Annotated in this window: 19 protein-coding genes, 1 tRNA gene and 1 riboswitch; of the genes, 14 read left to right on the top strand and 6 right to left on the bottom strand. The window is 33.8% G+C overall.

Annotated features, from left to right (window positions below; genetic code table 11):
- Positions 1 to 253 precede the first annotated feature (253 nt).
- A complete protein-coding gene (locus F9279_RS09820) occupies positions 254 to 931 on the top strand; it encodes a GNAT family N-acetyltransferase (RefSeq protein WP_152112464.1) in 678 nt (225 codons plus the stop codon).
- Between the two features lie 857 nt (positions 932 to 1,788).
- Here the strand turns inward: F9279_RS09820 and F9279_RS09815 are convergent.
- Positions 1,789 to 1,860, bottom strand: a tRNA-Gln gene (locus F9279_RS09815).
- Positions 1,861 to 1,990: 130 nt separating this feature from the next.
- On the opposite strand from F9279_RS09815, the gene comGA reads away from it, so the two are divergent.
- From comGA to F9279_RS09775, 8 genes are read left to right on the top strand one after another with little or no spacing between them, the layout of a single operon-like run.
- Positions 1,991 to 3,061, top strand: a complete 1,071-nt coding sequence (comGA, locus tag F9279_RS09810; protein WP_152112463.1) for a competence type IV pilus ATPase ComGA — start codon at positions 1,991 to 1,993, stop codon at positions 3,059 to 3,061.
- A complete protein-coding gene (comGB, locus tag F9279_RS09805) occupies positions 3,045 to 4,082 on the top strand; it encodes a competence type IV pilus assembly protein ComGB (protein ID WP_226793395.1) in 1,038 nt (345 codons plus the stop codon). The genes comGA and comGB overlap by 17 nt, the downstream gene beginning before the upstream one ends.
- 13 nt (positions 4,083 to 4,095) lie before the next feature.
- A complete protein-coding gene (gene comGC, locus F9279_RS09800; protein ID WP_152112461.1) occupies positions 4,096 to 4,404 on the top strand; it encodes a competence type IV pilus major pilin ComGC in 309 nt (102 codons plus the stop codon).
- A 2-nt stretch (positions 4,405 to 4,406) separates the two neighbouring features.
- Positions 4,407 to 4,844, top strand: coding sequence for a competence type IV pilus minor pilin ComGD (gene comGD, locus F9279_RS09795; protein ID WP_152112460.1), 438 nt, complete (start codon positions 4,407 to 4,409; stop codon positions 4,842 to 4,844).
- On the top strand, positions 4,828 to 5,175 hold the full coding sequence (locus F9279_RS09790; RefSeq protein WP_152112459.1) for a hypothetical protein: 348 nt from the start codon (positions 4,828 to 4,830) through the stop codon (positions 5,173 to 5,175). The genes comGD and F9279_RS09790 overlap by 17 nt, the downstream gene beginning before the upstream one ends.
- On the top strand, positions 5,099 to 5,596 hold the full coding sequence (comGF, locus tag F9279_RS09785; protein ID WP_152112458.1) for a competence type IV pilus minor pilin ComGF: 498 nt from the start codon (positions 5,099 to 5,101) through the stop codon (positions 5,594 to 5,596). Before F9279_RS09790 ends, comGF begins: the two co-directional genes overlap by 77 nt.
- Positions 5,597 to 5,598: 2 nt before the next feature.
- Positions 5,599 to 5,979, top strand: a complete 381-nt coding sequence (gene comGG / locus F9279_RS09780) for a competence type IV pilus minor pilin ComGG (protein WP_193224529.1) — start codon at positions 5,599 to 5,601, stop codon at positions 5,977 to 5,979.
- Between the two features lie 11 nt (positions 5,980 to 5,990).
- Positions 5,991 to 6,215, top strand: a complete 225-nt coding sequence (locus F9279_RS09775) for a YqzE family protein (protein WP_413463201.1) — start codon at positions 5,991 to 5,993, stop codon at positions 6,213 to 6,215.
- Positions 6,216 to 6,269: 54 nt separating this feature from the next.
- Here F9279_RS09775 and F9279_RS09770 read toward each other — a convergent pair whose 3' ends face one another.
- Both F9279_RS09770 and F9279_RS09765 read right to left on the bottom strand, forming a co-directional pair.
- Positions 6,270 to 7,061, bottom strand: a complete 792-nt coding sequence (locus F9279_RS09770) for a YqhG family protein (RefSeq protein WP_152112456.1) — start codon at positions 7,059 to 7,061, stop codon at positions 6,270 to 6,272.
- The gene (locus tag F9279_RS09765; protein ID WP_152112455.1) at positions 7,039 to 8,748 is read right to left on the bottom strand and encodes a DEAD/DEAH box helicase; all 1,710 of its coding nucleotides are present in this window, start codon (positions 8,746 to 8,748) and stop codon (positions 7,039 to 7,041) included. Before F9279_RS09765 ends, F9279_RS09770 begins: the two co-directional genes overlap by 23 nt.
- Positions 8,749 to 9,028: 280 nt before the next feature.
- Positions 9,029 to 9,121: riboswitch (glycine riboswitch) on the top strand.
- Positions 9,122 to 9,309: 188 nt separating this feature from the next.
- Here F9279_RS09765 and gcvT point away from each other — a divergent pair.
- The 3 genes from gcvT to gcvPB are packed head-to-tail and all read left to right on the top strand — an operon-like array spanning position 9,310 to position 13,232.
- Positions 9,310 to 10,416 (top strand): glycine cleavage system aminomethyltransferase GcvT, encoded by a 1,107-nt coding sequence (gene gcvT, locus F9279_RS09760; RefSeq protein ID WP_152112454.1) that lies wholly within the window; start codon positions 9,310 to 9,312, stop codon positions 10,414 to 10,416.
- A 19-nt stretch (positions 10,417 to 10,435) separates the two neighbouring features.
- Positions 10,436 to 11,782 (top strand): aminomethyl-transferring glycine dehydrogenase subunit GcvPA, encoded by a 1,347-nt coding sequence (gene gcvPA / locus F9279_RS09755; protein WP_152112453.1) that lies wholly within the window; start codon positions 10,436 to 10,438, stop codon positions 11,780 to 11,782.
- Positions 11,775 to 13,232: an aminomethyl-transferring glycine dehydrogenase subunit GcvPB gene (gene gcvPB, locus F9279_RS09750; protein ID WP_152112452.1), complete on the top strand. Its 1,458-nt coding sequence runs from the start codon at positions 11,775 to 11,777 to the stop codon at positions 13,230 to 13,232. The genes gcvPA and gcvPB overlap by 8 nt, the downstream gene beginning before the upstream one ends.
- Positions 13,233 to 13,380: 148 nt before the next feature.
- On the opposite strand, the gene F9279_RS09745 is transcribed toward gcvPB, so the two are convergent.
- The 3 genes from F9279_RS09745 to F9279_RS09740 form a co-directional block, all read right to left on the bottom strand.
- Positions 13,381 to 13,665 carry a GNAT family N-acetyltransferase gene (locus F9279_RS09745; protein WP_264298240.1) on the bottom strand — a complete coding sequence of 95 codons (285 nt, stop codon included), beginning with the start codon at positions 13,663 to 13,665 and terminating at the stop codon, positions 13,381 to 13,383.
- Positions 13,656 to 13,871, bottom strand: a complete 216-nt coding sequence (locus tag F9279_RS25675; protein ID WP_226793389.1) for a hypothetical protein — start codon at positions 13,869 to 13,871, stop codon at positions 13,656 to 13,658. The genes F9279_RS09745 and F9279_RS25675 overlap by 10 nt, the downstream gene beginning before the upstream one ends.
- A 432-nt stretch (positions 13,872 to 14,303) precedes the next feature.
- Positions 14,304 to 14,681, bottom strand: a complete 378-nt coding sequence (locus F9279_RS09740) for a rhodanese-like domain-containing protein (protein ID WP_413463202.1) — start codon at positions 14,679 to 14,681, stop codon at positions 14,304 to 14,306.
- A 241-nt stretch (positions 14,682 to 14,922) separates the two neighbouring features.
- Between F9279_RS09740 and F9279_RS09735 the strand changes: the two genes are divergently transcribed.
- Together F9279_RS09735 and splB are read left to right on the top strand one after the other, a co-directional pair.
- Entirely contained in the window at positions 14,923 to 15,759 is an 837-nt protein-coding gene (locus F9279_RS09735) for a biotin/lipoate A/B protein ligase family protein (protein WP_152112450.1), read from the top strand.
- 135 nt (positions 15,760 to 15,894) lie between these two features.
- Positions 15,895 to 16,920 carry a spore photoproduct lyase gene (gene splB / locus F9279_RS09730; RefSeq protein ID WP_152112449.1) on the top strand — a complete coding sequence of 342 codons (1,026 nt, stop codon included), beginning with the start codon at positions 15,895 to 15,897 and terminating at the stop codon, positions 16,918 to 16,920.
- Positions 16,921 to 16,928 lie beyond the last annotated feature (8 nt).

Raw genomic sequence — 16,928 nt, 5'->3', positions numbered from 1 at the left:
AGGAACTAATTTCCTTCATTATAATATAGCAAACTATCATAAACACGTTAGTAACGATTAGTTTACAAAATGTTCACATTTTCACATGGTATTTGTTCATAAAATATACATATTCACTGTAGGTAAGATGGAAAAAGGACTTAGAGTGGAAGGTATGAAAGTGTACATAGTCTAAGCTTACTATTTATACATAGATTATTTTTTATTAAAATAATAGTTAGAAAAGAAGAATATACAAATAGGAGTAAAAATTATGACTATAATCTGGAAAGAAGTAACACTTGAAGACCGAAATTTATGGAATCAAGTGATGGAATTATATGATAGATCATTTCCTCTTGAGGTGAGAGAACCTCATAGCATTTTCAAAAAAAGTATGAAATATGCTGAAATTTCAAAGCCAAATGCTTTTCACTTTATAGCGGGTATAGATAATGAGCAAGTAGTTTCTTTTGCAACAGGACATTATTTAGCAGAAGTGAATGCGGGATTTATTGTCTATATCGCAACTAACCCGTCTGTTCAAAACAAAGGATTAGGTTCGCAGACATTGTTAACGTTAGAGCAATTATTAAATAAAGATGCTATTAAAGCTGGCTATTCATCCTTAAATCTCGTCATACTTGAGACAGAGAAAGAGGAAAATGCAGAGACAAAGCAAGAACAAGAGGAGTGTCAGAAGAGAAAATCATTCTTTGAGAGAAATAAATACAAAGCATATAAAGAAATAGAGTATGTCCAACCACCATTGTATCAAGAACATGAAGCAGTGCCATTGAACCTACTCATTAAGAATGTCCAGAAAATCGATATAACAATAGAGTATATTTTTCAAATTGTAAAATATATGTATCAGGAAAAATATTTAGCCGTAAACGGGTTAGAGAAAGAGACGATCATAGGGTGTTTACAGAATATGGGATTAGAATAGGGTTTGCCTGTTTTGTAATAGTTGGAGGAATTGGATATTAGCTATACGTATTTAACGGGGACTATAACAAGTCCATCATTTTGTTAAATAACCTAGATTTTAAAAATGATAAGTTAATAAAGGTTCCACATATGATAACCTTAGCATTAGAAAAAATATTATTTAATGAGAAAGTGAACTTAGCAGAATTTAAGCAGCTAATCAATTTATAAACAAAATGTCTATGAACAATTTGTAAATATAGAGGGAAACCCTCTCGTATCACAATGGAAAACGAAGGATTTTTTTATGTACTTCATTTATTTAAATATGGAGATAGTAGTAATTGAAAGAGTTATAAAATATTTTATGATGCTTCTTACCTTAGAGAATTTGGAAAAGACCACTATTAGAAAAATAGTCGTAGAAATCCTCTTATTTTCATTACTTCCATGAAAAACAACGGAAATAGACGGAGAATTACGCCTATTTCCTTAGAACACATGAAATAGGAGGCATTTTCCTTACTTAACCGGAAAAATCCGCTTATTAGCAAGCGAATTAACATTATATTTGCCTTTAGTCGGAATTCTCTGCTTATTTTTGATGATTCCTACAAATTGGCTGTGGAATTTTGTTAAACAAAGTGAAAAAGAAGGAGAAGTTTTTTCCTTCTTTTTTTAGACGGGCAGTCACAAATATTGGTGAAAAAAGTGAGCACTCATCTTATGATCTATAGATACAGTGGATATTCTGAAAAAAAACGATAGTATTTTGTGTAAAATCAGCTTTCAAAGACACCGGATATAAAACGGTGTTTTCTTGATTAATTCCTTAGACTATAAGGGGATTTCAAGAGTGGTTTCTCTATTTTCCTACTGGGCTAGCTGGATTCGAACCAACGAGTGACGGAGTCAAAGTCCGTTGCCTTACCACTTGGCTATAGCCCAATGTAACATTCTAATGATAGTATGCTAAAAAATATTATTTTTATTCGATTTTTTTAGAAATGAAGGAGGAATTTCTCTGATTCTGTCGAAATTACTCATTAAGACATGCAAAAGGTGGTGTAGAAAAAAAGTGTTATCTATTGAAGCTTTAGCTAATCAGCTCATTCGAGATGCTGTTGAGCAAAATGCGACAGATATTCATTTAGTTCCTCGGCAAAAAGAGTCCATTATTCAGTTCCGTATTGCCAATCATCTTCTCTTCAAGCGAAGCATTAATCCAAAAGAAAGTGACAAACTAATCTCTCATTTTAAATTTACTGCTGCCATGGATATTGGAGAAAGAAGAAAACCACAAAATGGTTCTATAACCACCACTGTAAACGGTCAATACATTGGCCTTAGATTATCCACCTTGCCCTCACATCCTCATGAAAGCTTAGTCATCCGAATTCTCCAAGACAACAATATGCTTCCGATGTCTACAATCTCTTTATTTCCTAAAGTGACAAAGAAATTAATCTCTCTCCTAAAACATGCTCACGGCTTAATTATCCTCACAGGTCCAACAGGCTCTGGCAAAACCACAACACTTTATTCCTTATTAAATGAAAATGCACATCTCTATCAGCGAAATGTAATCAGCTTAGAAGATCCAATAGAAAAAACGCAAGATAATGTTCTGCAAATACAAGTAAATGAAAAAGCAGGGATCACCTATTCGACTGGGCTAAAGGCTATTCTTAGGCATGATCCAGATATCATTATGGTTGGAGAAATTCGGGACGCTGAAACAGCTCATATTGCAATTCGAGCAAGCTTAACAGGTCATTTGGTGCTAACAACCATGCATACTCGAGATGCGAAGGGAGCAATTCACCGATTGGTTGAATTCGGGATTAATGAAATAGAAATTGAACAAACCTTAATTGCAGTTACAGCACAAAGGCTTGTAGAGTTAGTCTGCCCTTATTGTGGTGGTAAATGTAAGCCTCAATGCTATAGGCTTGAGAACAGAATGAAAAGAGCTACAGTATTTGAAATGATTACAGGAAGCATGATAAAAGATATTCTGTATCATCGAACCACTTCTATAAATGGTAAATATGTTTCACTAGGATCTTCGATTTCAAAAGGAATAGCATTAGGATTTATCAAAGAAGAGGAATACGAACGGTGGATTTATGATGAAGAGAAAAGCTAAAAGTTGGTCTTTGATGGAGCAGTCGCAATTTTTAAAATGCCTTGGTGAATTATTAGACAGGGGATATTCAGTAGCAGAAGCAGTTCAATCAGCCACTTATTATATGCCACCTAAAAGGGTAGAAGATATCAAAGCCTGCTATGGTTCATTGAAGGGTGGTGATTCATTTTTTGACAATCTAACCCGTTTAAATTTTGATCAACAAGTAATAAGCTTTGTATTTTTTGCAGAAAAACATGGAGGCTTTTCTTCCGCCTTTCAAGATGCGAGTAAAATGATTCAAAACAAATACGAAACGGTAGGAAATATGAAGAAACTTCTTTCTTATCCTTTATTTCTTCTTTTCTTTACTTTTATCTTACTATTCTTTGTTCAAAGTATATTAATTCCTCGATTTAACTCTATCTTTGCTTCCATGGATTTAGAAAGTAATTTTTTTATGAAAATAGTGCAAGTCTTTCACTTCCTTCTTCCTTTCTGCTTTTTTTGTATACTCATCTGCTTCTTACTCATCATTCTATATTACTACCTTCATTTCCAAAAACTCGCAGTAATGAAACGAATTAACCTTCTTGTTGGCTTGCCTGTAATAGGAAGTTATGTCATGCAGTATTACTCCTATATTTTCACACTTCAATTAAGCTATTTACTTGCTAGTGGTTTCTCCATGTATGAAAGCTTACTATTCTTTCAGGAAAATAAACAACAGCGCTTATATGCAGAAGTAGGAGCTACTATTATATTTCAGCTTAGAAAAGGAGTGAAATTAGAAAAAGCATTGAATTCTGTAGAGTTTTTAGATAAAGAATTGTCTCGAATCATTCAACATGGACAAGAAAATGGGAAATTAGATCAAGAATTATATTATTATGGAAGTCATTGTTTAAAGCAAATGGAGGAGAACCTCAGTAAAACAATGAAAATGATTCAACCAGCTCTCTATACGTTTATAGGAGTGTTAATAATATCTATTTATTTATCTGTATTATTACCAATGTTTCAACTCTTAAATGGACTATGAAAGGAAGAAAACGATGAAGAATGAATCTGGTTTTACCTTAATAGAAATGATGATTGTTCTAGTGGTCATTTCCATTCTATTATTAGTGACCATTCCTAATATAACAAAACATAACTCAAAAATTAATACCACTGGTTGTGAAGCTTTAACGAAAATGGTTCAAGCAGAGGTGCAATCCTTTTTCATGGAGCATCGGGAGTATCCAAAAGATATGGATGCATTAGTGGACGAACAATATATTATAAGTGAGCAAAAAACATGCCCAAATGGTAGTGAATTAATACTAACAAATGGTCTAGTTACTGTGTCTACTGATGAATAAGTATGAAGAATAAGGAATCAGGGTTTACATTGGTAGAAATGTTAATAGCACTTTCCCTTTTTACTATACTAGCTTCTTTCTCTATTCTTCTACTAAAGCCTCAACAAACGGCCTTAACAGAGAATAACTTTATCACACAATTACAGGCTGATTTATACTATGGACAAACATATGCCCTTGCAAACCAACAGTTAGTTCAAGTGAAAATTTTCCCTGCTATAAAGCGCTATTACCTACATGAAGAGATTGGTACAGGCTATTTAGTGAACCGATATTATGATCCATCTGTTGAGTTTCTTAATCAATCATCTATTTCTTTTTACATTCTACCAAATGGTAATTTTTCTCGTTTTAGGTCGTACGATTTTAGTATTGCTAATCAAAAGTATAGAATTACCACGCTAATAGGTAAAGGGAGGTTTTATGTTACGGAATTGTAAAGGTTTTATATTAGCAGATTATTTTTTAGCATTATCTATTTGGGCTCTTATTTCCATGACCTTGATACCTATATTTATTCACGTGCAAAAACAGTTTTTAAAGTCGGAGGAGCAAAGGGAGATAAATGAGTTATTTTATCATTATTTGATTGATCAAAAGTTAGAGGAGTTTAGTAGCAATGAATCGGTATTAGAAGGGAATGGAAAACAATATCCATTAACATGGAGAGAGAAGGAGGAGGTATGTGTGTCTTATGAAGATATGTTTCATCAGGATCAAACTATTTGCGAAAAGGTATATACCGAAAATCAATCTCCATTATCAGAATGAAAAGGGATATTTATTTATGGAGATGCTTCTTTCTTTATTTATAACAGTGGTTATTAGTTTACTTTTATCCATTCCTTTACAGATTATTGGTAATCAGCAAATGTTGAAAGTAGAACTAATGGATATGGAATGGGAAGTCTTTTACCTACAGTTAAAGAAAGAAACAAAGCTTGCTAAGAAGGTAGATGTTTCGAACAATAAGCTGCTTCTATATGTAGATGGCAATGTTGTAACTTATGAAAAATATGGAAACATTATCCGTAGAAGAGTAAATGCAACTGGTCATGAAATTGCTCTTCAGCAAGTGAAGGAAGTGCAGTTTCTAAAATCTAATAATGGGTTTCAACTGAGTGTAATAGATCAGAAAAATAGAAAGAAGGATTCGACCATTTATTCCTATTTAAACTTGGAGGGATACTAGAATTGTTAAATGAAAGAGGATTTATTTATCCACTCTCTCTTTGTATCTACTTACTTTTCATCCAGTTTTTATTATTGTTGTATGATGTATATCAAAATAAAAAGGCAATAGAAGTAGAAGCAACTCATAGTATCATACAAGAATATTATTTTCTTAGTGTGATAAAAGAAGTGGAGAATCAATTAGCTCATAATGAAATAGCTAGTTCGAAGGGAATATACTCCTTTATAAATGGAGAGGTTCACTACACTATTAATTCTTCATCCACACAAGAATATAAAATAGATTATAAATTATATCACTTCAATAAGAAGGCTGTAAGTGGTACAAGCTACTTTAATAAGGAGCAAAATAGAATGGTGAAGTGGGTAGAAATCAATTAGTATAAACCATCATGTTTTGGGGAATAATGCTACAAAAAGATATAGCAGGTGATGAAATGAAAACAAATGATTATGTCAAATTCCTAACACAAACATTTGTACAGTATATGGATCAGCCTAGAGAAGAAAGACAGAAATTAAAAGAAGAAAAAAAAGGGAATAAAGAACCTTTCATGCTTAAATGGTTTGGGATATTGCCTTATGTTATTGCATCCAGTTTTCAGAAGAAAAAGTAATTCTTAGCTTAATAGATGTCTCTGTGGTAGACGGATAACCCAGAGACATCTTTTTTATATGGCTTCAGATGAGAGGTAAAATAAGCCGCCATTAATAATGGAAATATTAATTTTGGGCTCGTATTGTTCTTTTAATGCTAAACGCTCTGTTTCTAATGTTTCTGTTTCTTCTACCTCTTCATAAAAATGTTCTAATAGTTCTAAATCGTTTTTCCACCTATCTCTTGCTGCGATTGCCCAATTGTGATCTTCCTCTAATAAAGATTGTTTTATAGTATTTTGAATACGCATAATACCACTTTTTGGCATTATGAGTGGTGAAAGGGTAAAGGTGTAGTCAGGAATTTTAGCTGTCATCCTTCTTTTTTCTATAACAGAATGAAAGGAATCTATTATCTGACCATTAATTAATTGCAAGCCTAAAGAACGAAAAATATCTCTTTTGCGATCACATTGATAAGAAACTTTAATATTTAGTCCAAGCCATGGCTTTAGTGCTGATTGTTGTTCAGGTTTTCCTCCATTATCTTCATAAAGGCGAATATAGCCTGCTAAATTTTTGGCAGAAGCAAATAATTGATGAAGTCTGGGAGAACCAAAATGAATAAGTTCTCCTTTAATATCACTAGGTGCTACTGTAGGATTTGTTATTAGCGTTAATTTAGCAGGATTTGGCGTACCACCAGTCTTTTCTAGGTAATGCCAATAAAAGGGGCGATTCATTAACTCCTTATCCATGTCTACTGTCAATTGAATGGTGAGATACCCAGGCTTATTTTCCGTAATCTCACAATCATTGGCTAGAAAAAAACGTTCAAGAAAATTATGAATTTCCTGCTGCTTCAAAACGTTCACCATCCTTTACATTTTGTGCAAATTCAATCATACTCGTAAGGTTATCCATCTTAATCTTCATTTCTCCTTCTGATTTAGAATGAGAAAATATATCCTTCATATAATCATCCATATTACCAAAATCCAGTTTTGTTAGAATATCATCTAATTCGCCAATTACTTTTTCGAAAAGATGAATTTTTTCATATAAAAGTTTGAGAATATGGTCTTCAACGGTATTCTTAATAGCAAAATTGTATATTCTAACATCTTCCTTCTGACCAAGGCGATGAATACGGCCAATCCTTTGTTCTAATCTCATCGGATTCCATGGTAAATCGAAGTTTATGATATGATGACAGAATTGAAGATTAATCCCTTCACCGCCAGCTTCTGTTGCTATTAATACTTGTGCATGATTCTGGAATAAATCTCTCATCCAATCCTTTTTGCCTCTCTTAAATCCTCCACGAAAAGGAACAGACGTAATGCCATGTTGCTTTAAGAACCATTGTAGATATAATTGTGTTGCTCTATACTCCGTAAAAATAATGACTTTATCATCAATTTTTTTAATAAGCTCTAAAGCTTTTTTTGCTTTTGAGTTTTCTTGTATTGCTTCCACTCTTTGGACAAGTGTTTGTATTCTTTGTTGGAATTCTGCAGATGGATTTTCTGTTTTTTTCAACATGTTTTGTAAGGTAAAGTAGACGGCTTCTCTACTCGAACAAGCTTCTCGTTGTAAAGTAATCATAGAAAAAGGACTTCGATTGTTTTCCGTTTCATTTTCATCTGTTTCATATGATTCTCCCCGCAGATCAAGAATGCTATCATATAAGGCTCTTTCTTCGTTGGAAAATTCAATAGAAACCGCTTCTACAATCCGTTTAGTCCATTCAATTCCCGTATCATTTCTTCTATTACGAATCATTACCTTATTTACAAGTGCTTTTAAATGCTCATCATCATCAATTGATCGTGCATCTTTTTTATATTTTTCATAAAAAGTAGATTCACTTCCTAGATGACCTGGTTTTAGAAGAGAAACTAAGTTGAAAATTTCACTAACTCTATTTTGAATAGGGGTAGCGGTTAATAATAAGCAAAACTTCTTTTTAAGATTTTGCACAAATTCATAGTTTTTGGTTTTGTTATTTTTTAGTTTATGTGCTTCATCAATAATTACTAAATCATAATCTAGATTTTTAATAATTTCTCGATGAGGCTCTCTTTTAGCCGTATCAATGGAAGAGACAACAATATCATATTGTTCCCACACATAACTTTTTTTCTGAGCAACAGCAGGAATATAAAACTTTGTATTAAGTTCTATTGCCCATTGTGTCACAAGAGACGCTGGAACTAAAATTAACACCTTTTTCACTAATCCTCGAATCATATATTCTTTAAGGATTAAACCTGCTTCTATCGTTTTTCCTAATCCAACTTCATCAGCAAGAATGGCTTTGCCGTTCATATTTTCAATGACTTTCTTCGCAACCTCTAGTTGGTGAGGAAGAGGAGTTAAGTCAGATAGATGATTTGGAGCAATAAGTCCTTCAAATTCAGGTATAATATTGTTCGTTTCCACTTGTACAGCTAGTTTATATAGCTCCCAATTTGCCCATGGACCATCATCAGAAATTCTTTTTTGTAATTGCTCACTCCAAGAATCATCAAAGTTAATTTGAAGAGTCATACGTTGTCTTCCTTTCTAATTAAGTTGTTTTGGGCTATGCATATAAGTAGTAGTTAGTATTTACATATAATAAAAAAAGATATTGCCACTTATTCACCTTGATGTTAGGATTAAAGGAAGAAAAAGTTTTTTAATAATAATATTTATTCTGTTTTTTAGTAAAAATATGAACATTGAGAAGAAAAAGTACATAGAACGATCGTGTTTTAACTTGGATTAGTAATGAGTTTAAAAGAATAGTATATAGTATTACCAAAGAATGATAATTTTATGATGGCGGATGAGAAATAGGGGAGAGACTACTTATGTGGCGCCGAAGGAGCAAACAATTGTTTATTGTGAATCTCTCAGGCAAAAGAACTCGATTTTGACGCAACTCTGGAGAGAGCTTTTGAAATTTTAAAAGCCACCAAAGGGGACAGCTAATTATTTTAGTAAACTCTCAGGTGAAAGGACAGAGACCTTCTTTTTTATAAAAGGGAGGTCTCTGTCCTTTTTTATTTGTCTTACAGAAAATAAATAAAATAAGGATATATACAGATGGGAAAGAGGGGATAAAGGATGAGTAATTTAAAGCGTACACCATTATATGAGGTGTATAAGGAGTATGGAGCAAAAACGATAGACTTTGGAGGCTGGGATTTACCTGTTTCATTCTCTAGTATAAAACTGGAACATGAGGCTGTCCGAACAAAGGCTGGATTGTTTGATGTATCTCATATGGGAGAGATTGAAGTAAAAGGAAAAGGCAGTCTTTCCTATCTTCAAAAGCTGCTTACAAATGATGTTTCCAAGGTAGCGGTAGGAGCTGCGCAGTATTCAGCTATGTGTTATGAAAATGGCGGAACAGTAGACGACTTACTTACTTATAAAATAGCAGATCATCACTATTTACTTATAGTAAATGCCTCAAATGTAGACAAAGATTTTGAATGGATGAAACAAAAAGTATTTGGGGATGTAGAGATAGTGAATCTATCGGAAGAGTACGCACAATTGGCCTTACAAGGACCTCTTGCTGAGACTACACTAGACAAATTAAATCCTTCTATTCCTTTAACTGAAATAGGCTATTTTAAATTTCAAAAGGATGTATCCCTTGCTGGTATTAACGTGTTAATCTCTAGAACAGGCTACACAGGAGAAGATGGTTTTGAAATATATTGCGATAAGCATGATGCAGTTCGACTTTGGAAAGCAATTCTAGAGGAAGGTGCTAATGATGGGGTCATTCCATGTGGTTTAGGAGCACGTGATACTTTACGTTTTGAAGCAACACTTGCTCTATATGGTCAAGAATTATCAGCAGATATCACTCCTCTTGAGGCAGGAATTGGATTTGCTGTTAAGTGTAATAAAGAAGCTGACTTCTATGGGAAAATTGTTTTAAAGAAACAAAGAGAAGAAGGATTAACTAGAAAAATAGTTGGAATTGAAATGCAAGATAAAGGGATTCCCAGACATGCATATAAGGTATTTAAAGATGGAGTGGAAATAGGTGAAGTAACAACTGGAACACAATCTCCTACTTTAAAAAGGAATATTGGGCTTGCTTTATTAAGTATTAACTATACAGAAATAGACACAGAAGTGGAAGTAGAGATAAGAGGAAAAAGGTTAAAAGCAAAAGTGATTCCTACACCATTCTATAAAAGAACAAAAGCTTAATGACAGGAGGAAATGTAATATGAAGCATCGTTATTTACCAATGACAGAACAAGATAAGAAGGAAATGCTTAAGCAAATTGGTGTAGATTCAGTAGAAGAATTATTCTCTGATATACCAGAATCTGTTCGTTTTAACGGCGAATATCAAATCAAACCGAAAAAGAGTGAATCTGCTTTACTAAAAGAGCTTACTAAGCTATCACAAAAAAATGCAGATGCCAAAGCAAACGTTTCTTTCCTTGGTGCTGGAGTATATGATCATTATTCACCTGTTATAGTAGATCATGTGATTTCACGCTCGGAATTTTATACAGCTTATACACCTTATCAGCCAGAAATTTCTCAAGGGGAATTACAAGCTATCTTTGAATTCCAAACAATGATTTGTGAATTAACAGGGATGGATGTTGCCAATTCCTCTATGTACGATGGAGCAACCGCGTTAGCAGAAGCAGGTATGTTAAGTGCAGGAACAACGAAGCGTAAAAAAATACTTCTATCTAGTACGGTTCATCCTGAAGCAAAGGAAGTAGTACGTACATATGCAAAAGGTCAATATATTGAGGTTGTCGAAGTACCACATAAAGATGGAATTACCGATTTGGATGCCTTAAAGCAACAAATAGGAAATGATATTGCAGCAGTTATGATTCAATATCCAAACTTCTTTGGTAAAATAGAGCCTTTAAAAGAATTAGAGGAAATCATTCATGAACATAAATCATTATTTATTGTTTCAAGTAATCCATTAGCATTAGGTGCATTGACTCCACCAGGCAAATTTCATGCTGATATTGTGGTTGGGGATGCACAAGTGTTTGGTATTCCAATGGGATTAGGTGGACCACATTGTGGTTATTTTGCCGTTACTTCTAAGTTAATGCGCAAGGTACCAGGACGTTTAGTAGGCCAAACCGTTGACGAAAGCGGACAACGAGGCTTTGTATTAACACTACAAGCTAGAGAACAGCACATTCGTCGAGATAAGGCCACTTCTAATATTTGTTCCAACCAAGCATTAAATGCCCTTGCTGCTTCTGTAGCAATGACCGCCTTAGGAAAACAAGGTGTTAAAGAGATGGCTGTAGCGAATATTCAAAAAGCACATTATGCAAAAACAAAATTAGCACAAGTAGGATTTGAAATAGTCTTTGCTGGTCCATCTTTCAATGAATTTGTGATTAAATGTAATCAAGATATTGCTAATATTAACCAAAAATTATTGAATAGTGGGATAATTGGTGGATATGATTTAGGCAGAGATTTTAAAGAACTAAAAAATCATATGCTTGTGGCAGTAACAGAGTTAAGAACGAAAGAAGAAATAGATCAATTTGTAACAGAAATGGAGGATTACCATGGTTAATCAAAATCAACCTCTTATCTTTGAAAATACTACTCCCGGTAGAATAGGGTATAGTTTGCCAGAAATGGATATTGAAACTGTAGATTTAGGAGAGCTAATTCCTAATGAATATATAAGAGAAGAAAACCCTGAGTTACCAGAGGTTTCTGAGCTAGATATTATGCGACATTATACAGCTTTATCCAAAAGAAACCATGGTCTCGATTCAGGCTTCTATCCTTTAGGATCTTGTACGATGAAATACAATCCAAAAATTAATGAAAACGTGGCTAGATTTAATGGTTTTGCACATATTCATCCATTACAAGAGGAATCCTCCATTCAAGGTGCATTAGAATTAATGTATGATTTACAGGAGCATTTAGTCGAAATTACTGGGATGGATGAAGTAACCTTACAACCTGCAGCAGGGGCTCATGGTGAATGGACGGGACTGATGTTAATAAGAGCATACCATGAAGCAAATGGTGATAGAAATCGTACAAAAGTTATTGTCCCAGATTCAGCTCATGGAACAAATCCTGCTTCAGCTACGGTTGCCGGACTTGAAACAATTACGGTTAAATCTAACGAAAATGGTTTGGTGGATTTAGAAGATTTAAGAAGAGTAGTAGGAGAAGATACAGCTGCTCTTATGTTAACAAATCCAAATACACTAGGACTGTTTGAGGAAAATATACTAGAGATGGCGGAAATTGTTCATGAAGCAGGTGGCAAGCTCTACTATGATGGAGCAAACTTAAATGCTGTATTATCTAAAGCAAGACCTGGTGACATGGGCTTTGATGTAGTTCACTTAAATCTACATAAAACTTTCACAGGACCTCATGGTGGAGGTGGGCCAGGATCTGGACCAGTTGGAGTAAAAGCGGATTTAATACCTTATTTACCAAAACCAGTTTTAATAAAAGTGGATAACAAGTACTTTTTTGATTATGATAGACCACTTTCCATTGGAAGAGTTAAACCATTTTACGGAAACTTTGGTATTAATGTACGTGCATATACGTATATTCGCTCTATGGGTCCAGACGGATTAAAGGCGGTTACAGAAAATGCAGTAATAAATGCTAACTATATGATGAGAAGACTTTCAGCATATTATGATCTACCATTTAATCGACATTGTAAGCACGAGTTTGTATTAAGTGGAAGAAGACAGAAGAAGCTTGGTGTTCGAACTCTTGATATAGCTAAAAGATTGTTAGACTTTGGCTATCATCCACCGACTATTTATTTTCCACTAAATGTGGAAGAATGTATCATGATCGAGCCAACAGAAACAGAATCGAAGGAAACTCTAGATAGCTTCATTGATGCTATGATTCAAATAGCAAAAGAAGCAGAAGAAACACCAGAAATGGTGCAAGAAGCACCACATACGACAGTGATTGGACGGCTTGATGAGACATTGGCTGCTAGGAAGCCAGTTTTACGCTATTTAAAATAAAAGCATAACCATATTAAAAAACAAGCTAAAGAACCATAAGTGGAGGCTTCTTTAGCTTGTTTTATTTATACTCTCTTTGAAAATTTAATGTTGATAAATGTGTAAAAATTAAAGGAAACCCAATAAAAATAGTTCCTTCCTGTTTGTACTAACTTGGCACTTTTTTGATGGAATAAATGGCTTGTTCTGCTCCAAACCTGGTAATTGATCGTTCAAATTTCATTCCAATTCTTTCTAAAAGTCTACAAGAGGACTTATTGGCAGTTTGTGTTTCAGCAATTAAATTTGATAGTTTTAATTCATTTAAAGCAAAGAAAGTTAAAAATTGAACAACTTCTGTCGCATAACCTTTTCCCCACCATTTAGGTAAAAATTGATAGGAGAGCTCAGGGTAAACTTCGTCGTGGTGAGGATCAAGAGACACTAACCCCATAAAATTATTGGTGAGCTTTTTTCTAACAACCCAATAATAACAGCCATTATCTGATCTAAGCATATCTGCAAATACTTCTTAATTGTATTATCTGATTGTACTCCACCAAGGAATTTTCTAACTTCATCATTTGTATATAAATTTCTTATATCAACATAATCGGATATTTTTAATACTTTAATTAAGCATTTTTCTGTCTCAAACAACCAAACTCTCCTTCCTGAAAAATACCAGTCTAGATTTAAGATCCTGAAAAGATTATCTCTTCTTTTTTCTGCTCGTATCCCTAGCTAATCCTGTAAATGGATTTATTTCGTAAGTCAGATCTCTTCCAACCTCTTTTTCTTCCGCAGAGATTCTTTTTCCTAATGCTATATAATACCCAATCCACGTGCTAAAGGATAAGACTCTCCGATGAATATTATTCAGTTACCAATAATAACACCTCTATGGAAAGTTATAGGAAAATATAACATAATTTAATTATAATTTTAGTGAGGGTCTGCCTTAAAAACATGAGTTTTCGGAAAAGGTAAAAGACCAAATCTGTAGTGATTTGGTCTCATAAACAAATTATTCGGTTATGAAAAGCATTAATAATATATAGTAACTATTCTATCGCTTTGATAGATAGTTGATTAATTTTTTGCTTTTACTTTGCCTGTCCATTTCTTAAAGCCGCCTTCTAACATGGTAAGATCTTTATACCCTTTACGATGTAAGAATTGAGCAGCTCTTCCGCTTTTCATACCATTTTCGCAGTATAAGTAAACTGGTTTATCTGGGCGAATCTCACTTTGTCTCATTTTAAGTTGTGAAAGTGGAATATTTCTTGCGCCAAGAACATGTCCCGCTTGAAACTCATTCGGTTCACGTACGTCAATTAACTGGGATTTTCTGTATCCTTGACGGAATTCATCTTGTGCAATAGTTTTCACAATTCTTCGTTGATAAAGCCACATTATAACGGAATAGATAATAAATGCGACTAATATGATGAGAACAGTATAAATCATTTGCAATTCTCATTTCTCCTTTCCATAACTACACTAACTCTATTATATATAGCAAACTATATAGTAGTAAAGTAAATCCTTCTATGAATCCAAAAGTTACATAAAGTACGTTTCCTTTCCTTTTCTTGCTACTATTGTCTCAATTGTTTCTACAAATTTTCATTGTATCTTTTCAAATAACTACATTATTGATAGACTTAGTTGTGATTTATTCATTAAATATAAAGGGTAGTGTTAATTTATGACTAGAGAAACCTGGAGATTTATTGATTCTGGTGATCATTCACCTTCGTTTAACATGGCATTAGATGAAGCTCTATTAGAGTGGCATGGACAAGGAAAGTTCCCACCGATTATTCGTTTTTATGGCTGGAATCCAGCAACTTTATCAATTGGTTACTTTCAAAAAGTAGAAAAAGAAATTGATATGGATGCTGTTAAGAAGCTTGAGCTTGGATTTGTTAGGAGGCCAACAGGCGGTAGAGGTGTTTTACATGATCAAGAATTAACTTATAGTGTCATTGTATCAGAAGAACACCCGAAAATGCCTAAGACAGTAACAGAAGCTTATCGAGTTATTTCAGAAGGGATTTTAAAGGGCTTTCACTTTCTTGATTTAGATGCCTATTTTTCTATTCCACGTACAGAAGAACAGAAGAATAGTTTAAAAAATCCTCGCTCTGCTGTCTGCTTTGATGCGCCAAGTTGGTATGAGCTAGTGGTAGAAGGAAGAAAGGTTGCAGGCAGTGCTCAAACAAGACAGCAAGGGGTTATATTGCAGCACGGTTCAATTCTTTTAGACTTAGATGAAGATAAATTATTTTCTCTATTTAAATATCCTAATGAGCGTGTTAAAGAAAGAATGCAAAAAGCATTTAAAGAAAAAGCAGTAGCAATAAACAACATAACGGATAAAAAAATCACCTTGAATATGGCAAAAGAAGCATTTAGAAAAGGGTTCGCAGATGGCCTCGATATCCATTTAGAAGAATATCAATTGACGGAAGAAGAACTTTTATATGTTCAAAAAATCGCAAAAGAAAAATATGAAAGTGATGAATGGAATTATAGAAGATAGTACATATTTTACAGTTATAAAGAAGGAAAATAGAGGATGGGGATAATTCCCTGTCCTCTATTTCTTTTTTAAGATAAAGATAATGGTAATGAATCATGCTAAAAGTTCTAGAGTTAGGAGAAAGGAAGTTATTACATGAAGCCATTTGTACCACAACTTGTCTATATTGAGCCAAAAGCTCTTGAATATCCATTAGGGAGAGAATTGAAAGATAAATTTGAAAAAATGGGTGTAGAGATTCGAGAAACAACGTCTCATAACCAAGTACGAGGTATCCCTGGTGATACAGAATTACAACAATATCGAAATGCGAAGTCAACTTTAGTTGTTGGTATTAGGAAAACATTAAAATTCGAAACCTCGAAGCCGTCGGCTGAGTATGCTATTCCTCTTGCAACAGGGTGTATGGGGCATTGTCACTATTGTTATCTGCAAACTACTCTCGGAAGCAAACCTTATATTAGAACATATGTTAATTTAGAAGAGATATTTGAACAAGCGGAGAAGTATATGAAGGAACGTGAAGGTCAGATCACTAGATTTGAAGCTGCATGTACTTCTGATATTGTAGGTATTGACCATTTAACACACTCGCTAAAACGTGCTATTGAGTATTTTGGTGAATCGGAAACAGGTCAACTACGTTTTGTTACTAAATTTCATCATGTAGATCACCTATTAGATGCGAAACATAATGGTAAAACAAGGTTTCGCTTTAGCATTAACTCTAGATATGTTATTAAAAATTTCGAACCAGGAACTTCTAACTTTGATGAGCGAATAGAAGCAGCAAGGAAAGTTGCTAATGCTGGATATCCGTTAGGCTTTATTGTTGCACCTATTTATTTACATGAAAATTGGAAGGAAGGGTATCATGAATTATTTGAGAGGTTATCGAATAGTCTAGAAGGCATTGATACGACTGATCTTACGTTTGAATTAATACAGCACCGATTTACAAAGCCTGCGAAAAAGGTTATTGCGAAAAGATATCCAAAAAGTAAATTGCAAATGGATGAAGAAGAGCGTAAATATAAATGGGGAAGATACGGCATAGGAAAGTATGTATATAAAGATGAAGATGCAAAAGATTTAGAATCAAGTATAAGAGGGTATATTGCGGAGTACTTTCCAAAAGCTGAAATTTCTTATTTTACTTAATAATACAG

This window comes from Bacillus sp. B1-b2 (assembly GCF_009183415.1).
Lineage (GTDB): Bacteria > Bacillota > Bacilli > Bacillales > Cytobacillaceae > Niallia.
This window is presented reverse-complemented; position numbering and strand designations above follow the sequence as displayed.

Excerpts from the sequence above, each read along its gene's own strand:
- splB (WP_152112449.1), top strand. The coding sequence starts at position 15,895 with ATGAAGCCATTTGTACCACAACTTGTCTATATTGAGCCAAAAGCTCTT.
- gcvPA (WP_152112453.1), top strand. The coding sequence starts at position 10,436 with ATGAAGCATCGTTATTTACCAATGACAGAACAAGATAAGAAGGAAATG.
- gcvT (WP_152112454.1), top strand. The coding sequence starts at position 9,310 with ATGAGTAATTTAAAGCGTACACCATTATATGAGGTGTATAAGGAGTAT.
- F9279_RS09735 (WP_152112450.1), top strand. The coding sequence starts at position 14,923 with ATGACTAGAGAAACCTGGAGATTTATTGATTCTGGTGATCATTCACCT.
- comGB (WP_226793395.1), top strand. The coding sequence starts at position 3,045 with ATGAAGAGAAAAGCTAAAAGTTGGTCTTTGATGGAGCAGTCGCAATTT.
- gcvPB (WP_152112452.1), top strand. The coding sequence starts at position 11,775 with ATGGTTAATCAAAATCAACCTCTTATCTTTGAAAATACTACTCCCGGT.
- comGF (WP_152112458.1), top strand. The coding sequence starts at position 5,099 with ATGAAGATATGTTTCATCAGGATCAAACTATTTGCGAAAAGGTATATA.
- F9279_RS09745 (WP_264298240.1), bottom strand. The coding sequence starts at position 13,665 with ATGGGGTTAGTGTCTCTTGATCCTCACCACGACGAAGTTTACCCTGAG.
- comGD (WP_152112460.1), top strand. The coding sequence starts at position 4,407 with ATGAAGAATAAGGAATCAGGGTTTACATTGGTAGAAATGTTAATAGCA.
- comGC (WP_152112461.1), top strand. The coding sequence starts at position 4,096 with ATGAAGAATGAATCTGGTTTTACCTTAATAGAAATGATGATTGTTCTA.
- F9279_RS09740 (WP_413463202.1), bottom strand. The coding sequence starts at position 14,681 with ATGATTTATACTGTTCTCATCATATTAGTCGCATTTATTATCTATTCC.
- F9279_RS09775 (WP_413463201.1), top strand. The coding sequence starts at position 5,991 with ATGTTTTGGGGAATAATGCTACAAAAAGATATAGCAGGTGATGAAATG.
- F9279_RS09765 (WP_152112455.1), bottom strand. The coding sequence starts at position 8,748 with ATGACTCTTCAAATTAACTTTGATGATTCTTGGAGTGAGCAATTACAA.
- F9279_RS09790 (WP_152112459.1), top strand. The coding sequence starts at position 4,828 with ATGTTACGGAATTGTAAAGGTTTTATATTAGCAGATTATTTTTTAGCA.
- F9279_RS09820 (WP_152112464.1), top strand. The coding sequence starts at position 254 with ATGACTATAATCTGGAAAGAAGTAACACTTGAAGACCGAAATTTATGG.